Origin of the sequence: Bacillus cereus group sp. MYBK139-1, from assembly GCF_051916915.1 — a bacterium.
Taxonomy (GTDB): domain Bacteria; phylum Bacillota; class Bacilli; order Bacillales; family Bacillaceae_G; genus Bacillus_A; species Bacillus_A pacificus.
Map to the genome: position 1 here is coordinate 243,741 of NZ_JBQAHO010000004.1, position 15,507 is coordinate 259,247.

A 15,507-nucleotide genomic window follows, 5' to 3' on the forward strand; every position below is an offset into this window, starting at 1 on the left:
TTAGAAAAATTCTGCAGAAAGCCTTACTCTATTGCCAATCTGTTTTACTATTTTCTACTTTTTACAAAACAATATACAACATTGTATGCTACATATAATCCCATCAAAAAGAGAAGTTGTCGTTTCCAACTTCTCTTCCTCTGTACTTCATCCATATAAATAAAATAGTACTCTTTATGTCCTCTATATCCTCAGCATGCGCCAACAATTTTGTTGGCTTTTTTTCACTTAGCTTATTAGATGCGAGAACGTAAGTAAGCATCAATAAACGGATCAATTTCTCCATCCATAACTGCTTGCACATTACCGACCTCTGTATTTGTACGGTGGTCTTTCACAAGAGAATATGGGTGGAATACGTAAGAACGGATTTGGCTACCCCATCCGATTTCTTTTTGCTCTCCGCGAATTTCATCTAACTCCGCTTGTTGTTCTTCTAATTTCTTTTGATATAATTTCGCTTTTAACATCTTCATCGCATGCTCACGGTTTTTAATTTGAGAACGCTCTGACTGACACGTTACAACCGTATTTGTCGGTGTATGCGTAATACGAACTGCTGAATCTGTCGTATTAACGTGCTGTCCACCCGCTCCACTTGCACGATACGTATCAATTTTCAAGTCTTCTGTACGCACTTCAATTTCAACTTCATCATTGAACTCAGGTACAACTTCACAAGATACGAACGATGTATGACGACGGCCTGAAGAATCGAATGGAGAAATACGTACAAGACGATGTACACCTTTCTCTGCCTTTAAGTAACCGTAAGCGTTATGACCTTTAATTAATAAAGTAACACTCTTAATACCAGCTTCATCACCTGGTAAGTAGTCAACCGTTTCTACTTTAAATCCACGTTTTTCAGCCCAACGTGTGTACATACGTAGTAACATAGAGCCCCAGTCTTGTGACTCTGTTCCACCAGCACCTGGGTGTAATTCTAAAATGGCGTTATTTTTATCATAAGGATCGCTAAGTAGTAACTGCAGCTCATACTCATTCATTTCTTGAATTAAGCCTTTTACTTCTGATTCAAGCTCCTCATGTAAATCTTCATCATACTCTTCTTTTAAAAGCTCATGTGTAATTTCTAGATTTTCGAATGTCTCATCTAGCTGACGGAACTTTCCAACCATATCTTTCAGTGCATTTGCTTCGTTAATTACAGCTTGTGCGCCTTGTTGGTCATCCCAAAATCCTGCGCCCATCATTTTCTCTTCTAATTCTGCAATTTGTTTCTCCTTAGTAGGGAGGTCAAAGAGACCCCCTAAAAGCCGCTAATCTCTTAGCCATTTTCTCTAATTCCTGTCTAATTTCTACTAATTCCATTTCCTTCACCTCTATGTAATTGCTGTTACTTTCGTATGAAAACAAGGGAAACTCTCTCCACTTATGACGGAGAGAGTTTAATCCTTCTTAATTATACATTTTTGATGTAAAAGTTTGCAAAGCAGCCTGGGCTACCGCCCTATATTACTTCCCAATGCCACAGCAGTTTTTATATTTTTTACCGCTACCACATTTACATAAATCGTTGCGGCCCACTTGGTCACCTTTTACAACTGGTTTTTTCTTCGCCTCTTCGCCATCGCTAGATGGGTGAACAGCTTCACCTTGAACAACTTCTTGACGCTCTAAGTTTTGTTCAATCTCAGCTTTCATAATGTAACGAGAAATTTCCTCTTCAATAGAAGCAATCATTGATTCGAACATTGCGAATCCTTCCATTTGATACTCACGAAGTGGATCAATTTGACCGTAAGCACGTAAATGAATACCTTCACGAAGGTGATCCATCGCATCGATATGCTCTGTCCATTTCGTATCTACAACACGGAATACAACAACTTTTTCGAACTCACGCATTTGCTCTTCTGGCATAAGCTTTTCTTTGTCATTGTAACGCTCTATTAATTTCGCGATAATTGGCTCGCTCATTTCCTCTGGAGCAAGGCGACGTAATTCTTCTTCTTTCACATCTCCTTCTTGCAGAAGGTTTGTATTTAAGTAGTCAACAAGACCTTTAATGTTCCAATCTTCTTCAATTTCCTCTTGTGTATGAAGTGCAACCGCACGCTCTACTGTAGATTTCATCATACCTTCAATAATACCTCGTAAGTTCTCAGACTCCATTACCTCTTGACGCTGTTTGTAAATAACTTCACGTTGCTGACGAAGCACATCATCGTATTGTAGTAACTGCTTACGTGCATCATAGTTATTTCCTTCTACTCGTTTTTGCGCAGATTCTACTGCACGAGAAACCATTTTGCTTTCGATTGGCTGAGAATCATCCATACCAAGGCGATCCATCATCGCTTTCATATTATCAGAACCGAAGCGGCGCATTAGTTCATCTTCCATTGATAAGTAGAACTGCGTAACACCTGGGTCCCCTTGACGACCAGCACGACCACGTAACTGATTATCAATACGACGACTTTCGTGACGCTCTGTACCGATAACTGCTAAACCAATGTTTTTAATATCGTCTCCAAGCTTAATATCCGTACCACGACCCGCCATGTTCGTCGCAATTGTTACAGCACCTTTCATACCAGCTTCTGCAATGATATCCGCTTCACGCGCATGGTTTTTCGCATTTAAGATGTTATGACGTACACCTTTACGCGTTAACATTTTTGAAATAAGCTCTGACGTTTCAATCGCAACTGTACCGACAAGAACAGGTTGCCCTTGTTTATGACGATTTACAATATCCTCAACAACAGCATTAAATTTACCTTCCATTGATTTGAAGATTAAATCTGCACGGTCATCACGAATAATCGGTTTGTTTGTTGGAATTACGATAACGTTCATATTGTAAATGTTACGGAATTCCTCTTCCTCTGTTTTCGCTGTACCAGTCATACCAGATAACTTTTCGTACATACGGAAGTAGTTCTGGAATGTAATTGTCGCAAGCGTCATACTTTCATTTTGAATTTCTACGCCTTCTTTTGCCTCGATAGCTTGGTGTAAGCCTTCGCTATAACGACGACCTTTCATAAGACGACCAGTAAATTGGTCTACAATTACGATTTCGCCTTCTTGTACAACATAATCTGTATCACGATGCATAACAACGTGCGCACGAAGTGCCTGATTAATATGGTGAAGAAGCGCTACATGTTTTAAATCAAATAAGTTTTCAATATGGAAAGCTTTCTCCGCTTTCGTAATACCATCTTCTGTTAACATTACATTTTTCGTCTTCACATCAAATGAATAATCTTTTTCATTTTCTAACGTACGAACGAATGCATTTGCAAACATGTACAGCTCTGTTGATTTTTGAGCTTGTCCAGAAATAATAAGTGGCGTACGCGCTTCATCGACTAAAATAGAATCGACTTCATCGATAATAGCAAAGTGAAGTGGGCGTTGAACGCACTGCTCTTTATATAAAACCATGTTGTCACGTAAGTAATCGAATCCAAGTTCATTATTTGTGCTATACGTAATATCAGCAGCATAAGCCTCTTGTTTCTCTTCGCGTGACATACTGTTTAAATTAATTCCTACTGTTAATCCTAGGAACTCATGAAGTTGTCCCATTTCGCTCGCATCACGTTGTGCTAAGTATTCATTGACTGTAACAACGTGAACACCTTTTCCTGTTAAAGCATTTAAATATACAGGTAATGTAGATGTTAACGTTTTACCTTCACCCGTTTTCATCTCAGAGATATTCCCTTCATGTAAGGCAATACCACCCATTAACTGTACACCATACGGACGCATTCCAAGAACACGAGTCGCAGCTTCACGAACAACCGCAAAAGCTTCAGGTAGTAGATCATCTACTGTTTCACCTTTTGTTAGACGTTCTTTAAATTCAAGCGTCTTCCCTTTTAATTGTTCATCAGTTAATGGCTTAATAGATGGCTCTAGTGCATCAATTTGCTCAACTGTCTTCTGCATACGTTTAATTTGGCGTTGATTTACATCAAACACCTTTTTTAAAATACCGATCATAGGAAATACGCTCCTCTTTTTATTAAAATAAAACTTCCGATTGTTTTTTCTTTTTCTCTATTACAATCAGTCGTTATAAAAATCAAATGTATGTTATGCCAATTTTTCTCCTAATTAAAAAAACTAAAATGTATATACCTAATGATAATTGTAACACTTGTCTTATAACTATGACAACAATCGGCCGAATGTCTCGTTCTAAATTAAGAAAACTTTTTTTCAGGAATCTATTTTCAGCAAAAAAAGCGCAGCCATTTCGGCTGCGCTTTTGAATTATTATTTAGTTTCGATTAAACCATATTTCCCATCTTTACGGCCATATACAACATTAGTTTCATTTGTATCAGCATTTGTGAAGACGAAGAAATTATGTCCTAGCATATCCATTTGTAGGATCGCTTCTTCAACGTCCATCGGTTTTAAATCGAATCGTTTTGTACGTACAAGCTCTAGTTCATCCTCTTCTACCTCATCCAGGACAGCTACTGCTTGTGGAAGGATAAAGTTCGTTTTCATAGAACCTTTCTCACGTAACTTACGATTTACTTTTGTTTTATGTTTACGAATTTGTCGCTCAAGTTTATCAACTACTAAATCGATAGCAGCGTACATATCGCTATTAGTTTCTTCTGCACGAAGTAATAAATCAGTAAATGGAATTGTTACCTCGACACGTTGCTTGTCAGAGTATACTTTTAAATTAACTTTAATCTCTGGGAATGTATCAAAATAACGCTCTAACTTACTTAGTTTTTTCTCTACATATTCCTTTAATGCTGGAGTTACTTCAATATTTTCACCACGAATGTTGAATTTCATAGATGAATTCCTCCTTTCAAGCCTATGTACTATAATTTCGACACCGGCTTAAAAACTCCTTCTAACTTTTTTAAAAAAATTAGTGGAATTGCGATTTTTTTATCGTTTTTTGTTGAAATGAAAAGATGCATCGTTTCTATCTTTATTTTATCCTATTAACATCGTGAATAACGAATATAACTGTGGACAATTCGTTACAGAAAAGAAACAACTTTTTGACAACTCCATTCATAACAAAAACCCCTTGCAAAAAAACAAGAGGTTCTACCATATATATATAACGTTGCCACAAACGCAGCTTTCTCTTCCCAAAAACAATATACCTACAGTTTTACAACATTAGCTGCTTGCGGTCCACGTGCTCCCTCTACAATATCAAACTCAACTTGTTGCCCTTCTTCTAATGACTTATATCCATCTTGTTGAATAGCAGAAAAATGAACAAACACATCATCACCATCTTCACGCTCAATAAACCCAAATCCCTTTTCTGCATTGAACCATTTTACTCTTCCTTGCATGTTCATTCCATTCCCTTCACTCTAAAAATCAGGGCATTTGCCCCATAATTTCACTATAACGAATGACAACTTACGAAGTCAAAGAAGACTTATCGTCTTTTTATTCTCCCTTTCGACAGTTACAGATCAACTTCTACAAAGCGTCAAACTAGAAACTTCGCTTGCTCCTTTATCATAGAAAAGACTTCCAATTTGTCTCACTGTAATTCCTGTCGTATATACATCATCAACAAGTAAAATATGTTGACCATGAAACATCTCTTCTCTCTGAAAATAAAAAGGATTACTTCCCGAAAGCCTTTCTTTACGCGACTTCTTACTTTGCTTTTCTGTTTCCTTCCTTCTTAATGATGAATAAAAATTTTTGACAGGCAAACAAGCTGCTAATAACTCTGCTTGATTAAAACCTCGTTCATATTCCCGTTCCCTACTAAGCGGAACAGCAATAACAGTTGAAACGTCCGTAAAATGCTTTTGAAATAGCTCCCGAAAAGATTGATAAAAAATACGAACTAACTCCGCATCACCTCGAAACTTAAACTGCGCTAGTATACCTTTCATGTCATCATTGTACACGTACAACGAACGATTTTTAAAAGGACGATATCCTTCCTCATTCCTCCATCTTATACAGTCCATGCAAATGTCATTTTCTTTATATCGAGTAGGTAAGTCATCTAAAGGACGACCACAATCCATGCAAATTCCTCCTATAATATAGGAAAGTTTTTGCTCACATCTATCACATACATATTTTTTTAGGGACTTTACAAAGAAGGTGTACCAACTAACTGTTTCCACCATATACTCATCACAAAGTAAACAATGCATTAATCGATCAATCCTTGTTCTTTCGCATTTTTGTTCATACTTTGAATATGTTTTTTCGCACGTACCATTGCCTCTGTCTTACCGTAATGAAAATACATAACCTCACCATACGGCTCTTCAAAACTACGCCCCGCTCGCCCTGCAATTTGTACGAGCGCACTCTCTGAAAAAATTTCTTCTTCGGCTCCTAACACAGCCACTTGTAAGTTCTTCACAGTTACTCCTCTTTCTAAAATTGTCGTTGTAACTAATAACGGAATGTCTCCCTTTCTGAAAGATGCTACTTTTTCTTTTCTCATCGAGTCTTCTGCATGTACGCCATCGATTCTATTATCCAACCCTTTCAACAACTGACTTATTTCTTCTATATATCGCACATGAGGAACAAATAAAAAAATAGGATACTTTTTGTTTAAGTTCATTTTTAACCATTGTAGTAACACGCGAGGAATTTTTTTATGCTGGAGGCTTTTCTTCCAATTTCCGCACCAACTAAATAGAGGAACTGGTAACGGATGACGATGGTATCGCCCTGAGACAATGATACCTTTTTGTTTCCCCCTGATGAAATTGTGCTTCCACTTTTCATCAGGGGTTGCAGTTAAATAAATACGCGCTGCTTTCTCTTTCATCGCTTGTTGCACTGCATACTGTAACATTTGATCCGCATGATATGGGAAGGCATCAATCTCATCTACAATCATGACATGAAACGCTCTATAGTAACGTAACAGTTGGTGAGTCGTTGCAACGACTAACGCTGCATCTTTTTTATGATCTACACTCCCTCCGTATAAAGCAGCTACAGTTATACTTGGAAACACTTCTTGTAATCTCGGCGCTAATTCCAGTACAACGTCCGTCCTTGGCGTTGCGATACAAACTCTTTCTCCTTTTTGGAGCGCCTCTTCTATACCGTAAAATAACATTTCTGTTTTTCCAGCCCCGCACACAGCCCAAATAAAAAAAGATTCTTTCTGCTTAATCGCTTCTATAACTCCTTGCGCCGCCAACTCCTGACCAATCGATAAAGCCCCATTCCACTGTAATGGATTTAGCTCCCTGTCTCCGTTTCTTTCATGAATCCCGCGAACAAGTACAGTACATTCGCTAACTCTCCCCATCGTGATACACTTCCGGCAATACGCGCATGCTTTACCGCACCTTTTACATAAAAATGATGCAAATAGCCGCTGCTTTATATTTCCGCAGCGCTGACATATATATTTAGAAGCCTTCTTTATTACACCTTGTACACATACGATCTCTCCCTTCTCTTTTAAATTACTTATTTCTCTCTGTAAATCTGAAGAGAGTTCTTCTAATAGCAACTGTTTTCCAGCAAGCATTAACGTCACCTCCAGCATTACTATAAACCTTTCTTATAATCTCGTAAAAACGCAAAAAAGCCGATAACCTACCTATAAAATAGTAAGCTATCGACTTTATACACATGTTTTATTCGATTATAAATCCTAGAATCTACCGTATCCTAAGAAATGTTTTTGGTTGTAGCTACTGCTTAAGCTAGAGTAAGCAATCCCTTTGTCACCAGCATGAATCATTTGGCCATTGCCAACGTAAATACCAATGTGAGATGGACCTGGTTTATAAGTACCTTGGAAGAATACTAAATCTCCAGGTTGTGGGCTACTTACTTTAGAAACTGAATTCCAGTAACCTGCAACGTCTTGACGACCTACACCGAATACGTAAGAAATGAATCCACTACAGTCAAAACCACCGTTTGATGGAGATGCACTTCCCCAAACATATGGTAAACCTAAGTATTGTTGCGCTTTACCAATTACGCCAGGAGCTGGAGCTGGGCCTGGTGTCGGTTCTGGTTTTTTATCTTCTTTTTTAGGTGCTTCTTTTTTAGGCTCTTCCTTTTTAGGTTCTTCTTTTTGAGCTTGTCCACCGTTGTTTGCTGGTGCCGCTGGCTGAGCAGGTGCCGCTTGTGCTGGTTGAGCTTGCGCATCTTTAGCAGCTTGCTCTGCTTGTTTTTGAGCAGCAGCTTCTTGTGCAGCTTTTTCTTGCGCTTCTTGTTCAGCAATACGTTGTAATTGTAATGCTTGTTTTTCAAGATCTTTCAATTGACTTTCCGTACTTGTCATTGAAGTTACAACTGTATCCATTTTACCGCTTAAATCGTTTACTGCCGCTGCTTTTTTCTCTTTTTCAGCGTCAAGTTCTTTCTTAGCAGTTTCAATTTGAGCTTGTGCTTCTTTTAATTCTTTTTGCTTTGTTTTTACCGTTTCAACATCTTTTTTCACGTTCGCTTGATCTTCTTGTTGTGTTTTCATGATATCTTCGTCAGACTCAAGAATTTTAGAAACAGAAGTTAAACGATCAACTAAATCTGCAACGTTTTTAGAGTTTACAAGAACTTCTGTTACAACGTTCGTGTTTGGTTGCTCTTGAAGTGCAACTAAACGTTTTCTTAATAACTCTTCACGTTTTGCAATTTTCGTTTGTAATTCTGCAATATCTTTATTTTTCTTTTCGATTAATTGCTCAGTGTCCGCAACTTTTTTCGTTGTTTCATCAAGCTTTGCAGCATTCTCTTGAACAGACTTATCTAAACCTTGAATTGTTTTGTTTAAGTCATTCATTTGTTTTTGTAATTCATCACGTTCTTGTTGTTGTTTATGTAAAGTGTCATTTTGTGTATTAATTTGTGATTTCACGTCAGAAATTTTATCTTCCGCAAATACATTTGGTGTTAGTCCTGAAAACATTAACCCTGCAACTAATGCGCAAGATGCCATTTTTAGCTTTTTCATTTTATTTTTTACACCGCTTTCTTTTTTCTTTTTCCGTATATAACCTATAAAATTTATACCATAATTCGGGATTTTTTTTGCTAATGTTACGCTTTTGTAAAACAAATGTAATATTATATGTAACTCTATCGCAAAATATGCATATTTTTGTATATATGTGTAGAGTTTTAAAAGTTTTTTTAAGCAAAGAAAAAAACGCAAGGTTCCCCTTACGTTTTATTAAATATACTAATACGGATGAAATCAAAACGTTATTTCATCCATTTCTCAGCCCAATTTTGGACTTCATCCATAACACTTTCTAACGCTTTTCCCTTGTCCGTTAAGCCGTACTCGATTCGAACTGGTACTTCTGGATAAACATTACGAACTACAATGCCTTCGCTTTCCAATTCCTTTAAACGCTCTGATAACATACGATCGCTCATATTCGGTATAATATCTGCGATTTCTCTAAAACGTTTTGACTCTTCCAGCAAAGATTTAATAATTAAGCCAGTCCATTTCTTACTAAGCAAAGTAAAAGCTGACTCAAACTTTGGACATAAACAAGAATTATGCTCCATATGTTTCACCTCTCTTCTATTATAATATAGTTTCTTGTAAAAAGTAAGTTATAAAACTTTCCTCATTATTTTATTTTACGTACATTTTACCATTTCCAAATATTAACTTGTCAACTTCACGTAAAATATCCGTAAAAAAACCCTCTTCCGAAAGAGAGCTTTTTATATCTTTATTACTTCGTATACCATCCAAGACCTAGTGCACCTTCACCTAAATGCGTTCCAATTACAGCACCGAAATAACCTGTGCGGATTGTAACATGAGGATATTTTGCTTCTAATTCTGCCTTCCATTCATTCGCTTCCTCTTCACGTTGTGCATGAATGATAACTGCTTCCATAGGTACACCTTTACTTGCTTGCTCATCAAAAATTTCAATGATACGTTTTAACGCTTTTTTACGCGTACGAATCTTTTCAAACGGGATAATGATTTTGTCTCTAAAATATAAAACCGGCTTTACTTGTAACAGACTACCGATGAAAGCTTGCGCACTATTTAATCGTCCTCCACGTTGTAAATGGTGTAAATCATCTACTACAAAATAAGCGTCCATCGTTTTCTTCATTTCATCAAAACGGGCGATAATCTCTTTTGGATCCTTCCCTTCGCTTGCTAGCTTTGCACCTTCACGCACGTAGAATCCTTGTACTTCACAACTAATTTCAGAGTCGTACGTATATACATCAATACCCTCTACCATTTGACCAGCTGTCGTTGACGTTTGATATGTACCACTAATCCCACTTGAAAGATGAATGCTAATAACTGCATCATAATCCTTAGATAATTCTTCATATAGCTCAACAAACTTTCCGATTGCTGGTTGAGAAGTTTTCGGAAGCTCTTCTTGCTCACGTACTTTTACATAAAAATCATCTGCTGAAATTTCAGCTTCTTCTTGATAAGATTCCGTTCCAAACACAACGTTTAATGGAATCATATATATATTGAGTTCATCACGAATATGCTTCGGTATATATGCTGTACTATCAGTAACAATAGCTGTTTTCATTTTCGTACCTGCCTTATAAAAAAGTTTTTATTTCCTAATTTTACACGAAAACTAAAAATGGTGCATCCATACATGAAAATGCGGGTTTGAAATTATACTTATCATCTCGACAAATTACAACAAAAAGGTAAAATACTCATCAAAAATTTCAGCTTATTTATAAAAAATGTTTGAATATAAAAACGCCCGCTTTTAAAATGTAAAGTACTAGTCATTTTGATGGATAGGGGCGTATACAAGTGTTATTACAATATTTAACAATAAAAGACTACGGTGAACACGAAATTGTTATTCAAAAATCAAGATTCATCTGCTATGTTAGTCGTGCTACAACCGAAGAAGAAGCTCAAGAATTCATACAAAAAATCAAAAAACAAAACTGGAATGCAACACATAATTGTTCTGCGTATTTAATTGGCGAACAAGATCAAATCCAAAAAGCAAATGATGATGGTGAACCTAGTGGTACAGCTGGCGTACCTATGTTAGAGGTACTAAAAAAACGCGGTTTAAAAGATACCGTCGTTGTCGTTACCCGCTATTTTGGTGGCATCAAACTGGGCGCTGGTGGATTAATTCGCGCATATGGAAAATGTACAAGCGAAGGCATTAATCATGTCGGTATTGTCGAGCGAAAGCTAATGCGTATTATGCAGACCGAAATTGATTACACATTACTTGGCAAAATTGAAAATGAATTACGTAATTCAAAATATGCCATTAAAGATATACATTACCTCGAAAATGTCACATTTGATACGTATGTAGAAGAAGATGGAAAACAAGCATTCACGGATTGGATGATTGAATTAACAAATGGGAAATGTACAATTACAGAAGGAGATATGTTGTACTTAGAACAAGATATTATCTAAGAATAACTACTGTATCGCCTTTAAAGATTAATGTAGTGAATTACTTTCCTACAAATGAACTAAGGAGATTATATATGGAAGAACGTTATTATCATCTCCAAAATAGCAGAATAAAAAAGAAACGAAGAAGAAAGTTTTTCTACTTCCTTATTTTCTTATTTTTATTTGGTAGTGTAGGACTTTATATATTAAATTCCTACTCTTCTCTCATGGGGATGTATAGTGGTTTTACTCGTGAAAAATCGGATTTGAGAACCGAAGATGTAGAAATTACAAAGGAGCCTTTTACACTCCTTATTATGGGTATAGAAGATTATGCAACAGACGGTCAAAACGGTCGTACAGATTCATTAATGTTTGCGACAGTTAATCCGAAAACGCAAAAGATTTCGCTTATGAGTATTCCTCGTGATAGTCGCGTTCCAATTGTCGGAAAGAATAAAGAGGACAAAATTAACGCTGCGCATGCTTACGGCGGAGAAGAAATGGCAATCAAAACTGTCGAGGGTTTCCTAAAAGTACCTGTAGACCATTATGTTAAAATTGATTTCCAAGGATTTAAAGGTATTGTTGATGCTGTTGGCGGTGTTACTGTTGATGTTCCCTTCGATTTTTGGGAGCGTTCAGACGTAGATTACTACAAAAAAATCCAATTTAAGCAAGGACAGCAAGAATTAAATGGTGAAGAAGCACTCGCTTACGTTCGTATGCGAAAGCAAGATCCAAATGGTGACTATGGTCGGGCCGCTAGACAAAGACAATTACTAGCTGCTGTTGCTCAAAAACTAAATTCCACCTCTACCGTATTTAAAATTAAAGATTTAACAGCGGTCGTTGGAAAATATATAAAAACTGACATTCCTATTTCTGATGGCCTTGCTCTTTACAAGAAACTTTCTGGGTTTGATCCTTCTACAATACAAACACTCAAACTTGAAGGAGAAGACAAAAAAATAGGTGGTATTTATTACTTCCTTCCAGATCCAAACGGTGTTGAGGCAGTACGTAACGAAATTAAAAAAGAACTAGGAGAAAAGGTAACCACGCAAGAAAATTCAACAACAAAAACGGAATCCACTCCTTCTTCAAATTCTAACTCTAACGAGAAAGCGAAGAAAGAAACGAATCAGAATCAGAATCAGAACAAAACACCAACTGATCCCCCTCCTTCTACGAATGCTCATGCAGAGTGGATTATGAGAAATCAGCAATAAAAAAGCCAAATCGCATGCGATTTGGCTTTTTTTTATTTATTAAAGTGTTTTAAAATTGCTTCTACAATACGCTCTGATGCACGGCCATCACCGTACGGATTAGACGCTTTTGACATCTTATCATGAGCTTCTTTGTCTGATAACAACTCATCAGCAAGGCTAAAGATTGTCTCTTCGTCTGTTCCCGCTAATTTCAACGTACCTGCTTCAATACCTTCTGGACGCTCTGTTGTATCACGAAGAACAAGAACTGGCACACCGAGTGATGGTGCTTCCTCTTGTACCCCGCCAGAGTCAGTTAACATTAAGTATGAACGAGCTGCAACATTGTGGAAATCAATTACATCTAGCGGCTCAATTAAATGAATGCGGCCATGATCGCCTAAAATATCATTTGCAGTTTCACGAACAACAGGGTTCATATGAACAGGATACACAACTTGTACGTCTTCATGCTTATCAACAAGACGCTTAATTGCACGGAACATATTACGCATTGGCTCTCCTAGGTTTTCACGACGGTGAGCTGTCATAAGTACAAGACGATCACTTCCAAGTTTCTCTAGTACAGGATGACTATATGTTTCTTTTACAGTCGTTTTTAGTGCGTCAATCGCTGTATTTCCTGTTATGAAAATGCGTGATTCATCTTTATTTTCTTTCTGTAAGTTCGTTGCTGATTTTGCTGTAGGTGAGAAATGAAGATCTGCCATTACGCCTGTTAATTGACGATTCATCTCTTCTGGGTATGGAGAATATTTATCCCATGTACGAAGTCCTGCCTCGACATGACCTACTGGAATTTGATTATAGAAAGCAGCTAAGCTTGCAATAAACGTTGTCGTCGTATCACCATGTACAAGTACGATATCCGGCTTTGCTTCTTTCATTACTTTATCCAAACCTTCTAAACCACGCGTTGTAATATCGATTAAAGTTTGGCGATCCTTCATAATATTCAAATCGAAATCTGGTGTAATTCCAAAGATACTTAATACTTGGTCTAACATTTGACGATGTTGTGCTGTTACAGTCACAATTGATTCAATTTTCTCTGGATGCTTTTGCAACTCTAATACAAGAGGTGCCATTTTAATTGCTTCTGGACGTGTCCCGAAAATTGTCATTACTTTTAAACGTTCAGTCATTTCATTGCCTCTTTTCTTTCACTAGTTACAAATCCTATTATGACATATAAGAATATACATGAATACATACCTTTTTAACGAATAACGGAAAAATCCCTCTTATGAATACTTTCTCTTCCAACAGAATAATAATCTATTCCTTGTTTCTTGACATCCTCATTAGTATAACAATTTCTTCCATCAAATAAAATAGGTTCTCTCATAAGTTGTACGTACTTTCCTAACGGATACGTTCGGATAGCCTCCCATTCTGTCACGATAAAAGCCGCACTCGCTCCTCTAATCGATTCATCTATACATTCGCTATATTGTATAGTCTCCCCAAAGATATTTTTCATATTTTGAATCGCCTTCGGGTCATATAGTACTATGTCTGCACCTATATTCATTAATTCTTGTATCATAATAAGGGACGGTGCGTCTCTTATATCATCTGTATTCGGTTTAAATGCTGCTCCCAGCACTGCAATCCGCTTCTTGTTCATATTTATTACTTTCTTCGCTTTCTCAATCAATAATAGCTGTTGTTTATTATTTACTTCAATGACGGCTTTTAACAAACGAAAATCATGCGCCACATTCCCTGCAATTTGCACAAGCGCTTTCGTATCTTTCGGAAAACACGATCCCCCGTAACCAATGCCCGCATTTAAAAAAGACGACCCAATTCTCTTATCCATTCCCATTCCTTTTGCAACATCTAATACATTAGCTCCTACCTTCTCACATATATTTGAAATTTCATTGATAAAACTAATTTTTGTCGCTAAAAAGGCATTCGATGCGTATTTAATCATCTCTGCACTTTTTATATCTGTAACATACGTTTGCAAATGTAATTTACTATATAAATTCTCAACTTTTCGCGCCGCTTCCTCATCATCAGCTCCAATTACAATACGATCTCCCTGAAAAAAATCGTAAATCCCTGAACCCTCCCGTAAAAATTCGGGATTCGATACAATATGTAATTCATGCCTATTTTGTAATGTCTCCTCAATCCATCCCCTCATAGCACCATTCGTCCCTACAGGAACAGTACTTTTTGTAACAACAATAATGTCTTTAGTCGCATATGCTCCAATATCAAAACATGCATTTTGAATATATGTTAAATCTGCTGTCCCATCTAATAACGATGGCGTTCCAACTGCAATAAATATAAATTCTGCATCATGAAATGCTTCTTCTTTACTTGTTGTAAAAGTTAAACGATTATTCTCACACGCATCATGTATTAATTCATATAAGCCAGCTTCATAAATAGGCAGATCCCCTTGTTTTATCCGTTCAATTTTCTCATCATCTATATCAAAACATGTAACCGAATGTCCCAATACTGCCAATCCTACTCCTGTAATCAATCCAACGTATCCGGTACCTATTATCGTAATTTTCATTTCCTTTTCGCACAGGAATATACAATAGAAAATATACGAATACATAGAATTTCCCCTGTGCTTCCCCCTCTCACATTAAAAATGAGAAAACTCTTTTACTTCTTTATTATATGAATTGCTTTCTTCATTCTTTTTTAAGTTTTTGTAAAATTAAATATTGTCCATAAAACCAATAGAAATTTTACCGAGATTAAAGCTGTACGTTCAGGCTTGAAAAATTCCCACATTTTAACACGGAACTTACTCATTTCTACGTGTAACACTTATAATATTGAAATAAAATTATTCGCTATTAAAGAGAAAGAAAAAATGTCATATTCCAAAGCCCAATACGATTAACCTTC

General features: G+C 36.8%; 13 protein-coding genes. 2 read left to right on the top strand and 11 right to left on the bottom strand.

What is annotated here, in order from left to right; all coding sequences use genetic code 11:
* Nucleotides 1-236 precede the first annotated feature (236 nt).
* The 9 genes from prfB to ACTFRS_RS21895 form a co-directional block, all read right to left on the bottom strand.
* A protein-coding gene (gene prfB, locus ACTFRS_RS21855; protein WP_096001716.1) for a peptide chain release factor 2 occupies nt 237-1,335 on the bottom strand; the annotation gives its coding sequence in 2 pieces (ribosomal slippage) (nt 237-1,262 and nt 1,264-1,335; 1,098 coding nt in all).
* A gap of 144 nt (nt 1,336-1,479) precedes the next feature.
* Entirely contained in the window at nt 1,480-3,987 is a 2,508-nt protein-coding gene (gene secA, locus ACTFRS_RS21860; protein ID WP_087955104.1) for a preprotein translocase subunit SecA, read from the bottom strand.
* A 276-nt stretch (nt 3,988-4,263) separates the two neighbouring features.
* Entirely contained in the window at nt 4,264-4,806 is a 543-nt protein-coding gene (hpf, locus tag ACTFRS_RS21865) for a ribosome hibernation-promoting factor, HPF/YfiA family (protein WP_087955105.1), read from the bottom strand.
* Nucleotides 4,807-5,129: 323 nt separating this feature from the next.
* A complete protein-coding gene (gene cspC, locus ACTFRS_RS21870) occupies nt 5,130-5,327 on the bottom strand; it encodes a cold shock protein CspC (protein ID WP_001162041.1) in 198 nt (65 codons plus the stop codon).
* 126 nt (nt 5,328-5,453) lie between these two features.
* Complete coding sequence (locus tag ACTFRS_RS21875; protein ID WP_242294455.1) at nt 5,454-6,158, bottom strand: ComF family protein; 705 nt, start codon at nt 6,156-6,158, stop codon at nt 5,454-5,456.
* Nucleotides 6,158-7,507 carry an ATP-dependent helicase ComFA gene (gene comFA, locus ACTFRS_RS21880; RefSeq protein WP_242294454.1) on the bottom strand — a complete coding sequence of 450 codons (1,350 nt, stop codon included), beginning with the start codon at nt 7,505-7,507 and terminating at the stop codon, nt 6,158-6,160. The genes ACTFRS_RS21875 and comFA overlap by 1 nt, the downstream gene beginning before the upstream one ends.
* A gap of 126 nt (nt 7,508-7,633) precedes the next feature.
* A complete protein-coding gene (locus ACTFRS_RS21885) occupies nt 7,634-9,049 on the bottom strand; it encodes a C40 family peptidase (protein ID WP_113712272.1) in 1,416 nt (471 codons plus the stop codon).
* A 146-nt stretch (nt 9,050-9,195) separates the two neighbouring features.
* Complete coding sequence (locus ACTFRS_RS21890) at nt 9,196-9,510, bottom strand: winged helix-turn-helix transcriptional regulator (protein WP_000400857.1); 315 nt, start codon at nt 9,508-9,510, stop codon at nt 9,196-9,198.
* 173 nt (nt 9,511-9,683) lie between these two features.
* Nucleotides 9,684-10,526: a DegV family protein gene (locus ACTFRS_RS21895; RefSeq protein WP_000844764.1), complete on the bottom strand. Its 843-nt coding sequence runs from the start codon at nt 10,524-10,526 to the stop codon at nt 9,684-9,686.
* Between the two features lie 239 nt (nt 10,527-10,765).
* Between ACTFRS_RS21895 and ACTFRS_RS21900 the strand changes: the two genes are divergently transcribed.
* Together ACTFRS_RS21900 and ACTFRS_RS21905 are read left to right on the top strand one after the other, a co-directional pair.
* Nucleotides 10,766-11,401, top strand: coding sequence for a YigZ family protein (locus tag ACTFRS_RS21900; RefSeq protein ID WP_139868377.1), 636 nt, complete (start codon nt 10,766-10,768; stop codon nt 11,399-11,401).
* Nucleotides 11,402-11,475: 74 nt separating this feature from the next.
* Nucleotides 11,476-12,615 (top strand): LCP family protein, encoded by a 1,140-nt coding sequence (locus ACTFRS_RS21905; protein ID WP_439195194.1) that lies wholly within the window; start codon nt 11,476-11,478, stop codon nt 12,613-12,615.
* A gap of 32 nt (nt 12,616-12,647) precedes the next feature.
* On the opposite strand, the gene wecB is transcribed toward ACTFRS_RS21905, so the two are convergent.
* Together wecB and ACTFRS_RS21915 are read right to left on the bottom strand one after the other, a co-directional pair.
* Nucleotides 12,648-13,763 carry a non-hydrolyzing UDP-N-acetylglucosamine 2-epimerase gene (wecB, locus tag ACTFRS_RS21910; protein ID WP_000140134.1) on the bottom strand — a complete coding sequence of 372 codons (1,116 nt, stop codon included), beginning with the start codon at nt 13,761-13,763 and terminating at the stop codon, nt 12,648-12,650.
* A gap of 74 nt (nt 13,764-13,837) precedes the next feature.
* On the bottom strand, nt 13,838-15,208 hold the full coding sequence (locus tag ACTFRS_RS21915) for a UDP-glucose dehydrogenase family protein (protein ID WP_431077730.1): 1,371 nt from the start codon (nt 15,206-15,208) through the stop codon (nt 13,838-13,840).
* Nucleotides 15,209-15,507 lie beyond the last annotated feature (299 nt).

Coding starts and splice junctions, on each gene's coding strand:
- ACTFRS_RS21905 (WP_439195194.1), top strand. CDS start 11,476: ATGGAAGAACGTTATTATCATCTCCAAAATAGCAGAATAAAAAAGAAA.
- wecB (WP_000140134.1), bottom strand. CDS start 13,763: ATGACTGAACGTTTAAAAGTAATGACAATTTTCGGGACACGTCCAGAA.
- ACTFRS_RS21890 (WP_000400857.1), bottom strand. CDS start 9,510: ATGGAGCATAATTCTTGTTTATGTCCAAAGTTTGAGTCAGCTTTTACT.
- cspC (WP_001162041.1), bottom strand. CDS start 5,327: ATGCAAGGAAGAGTAAAATGGTTCAATGCAGAAAAGGGATTTGGGTTT.
- secA (WP_087955104.1), bottom strand. CDS start 3,987: ATGATCGGTATTTTAAAAAAGGTGTTTGATGTAAATCAACGCCAAATT.
- ACTFRS_RS21875 (WP_242294455.1), bottom strand. CDS start 6,158: ATGCATTGTTTACTTTGTGATGAGTATATGGTGGAAACAGTTAGTTGG.
- comFA (WP_242294454.1), bottom strand. CDS start 7,507: ATGCTTGCTGGAAAACAGTTGCTATTAGAAGAACTCTCTTCAGATTTA.
- ACTFRS_RS21915 (WP_431077730.1), bottom strand. CDS start 15,208: ATGTATTCGTATATTTTCTATTGTATATTCCTGTGCGAAAAGGAAATG.
- ACTFRS_RS21895 (WP_000844764.1), bottom strand. CDS start 10,526: ATGAAAACAGCTATTGTTACTGATAGTACAGCATATATACCGAAGCAT.
- hpf (WP_087955105.1), bottom strand. CDS start 4,806: ATGAAATTCAACATTCGTGGTGAAAATATTGAAGTAACTCCAGCATTA.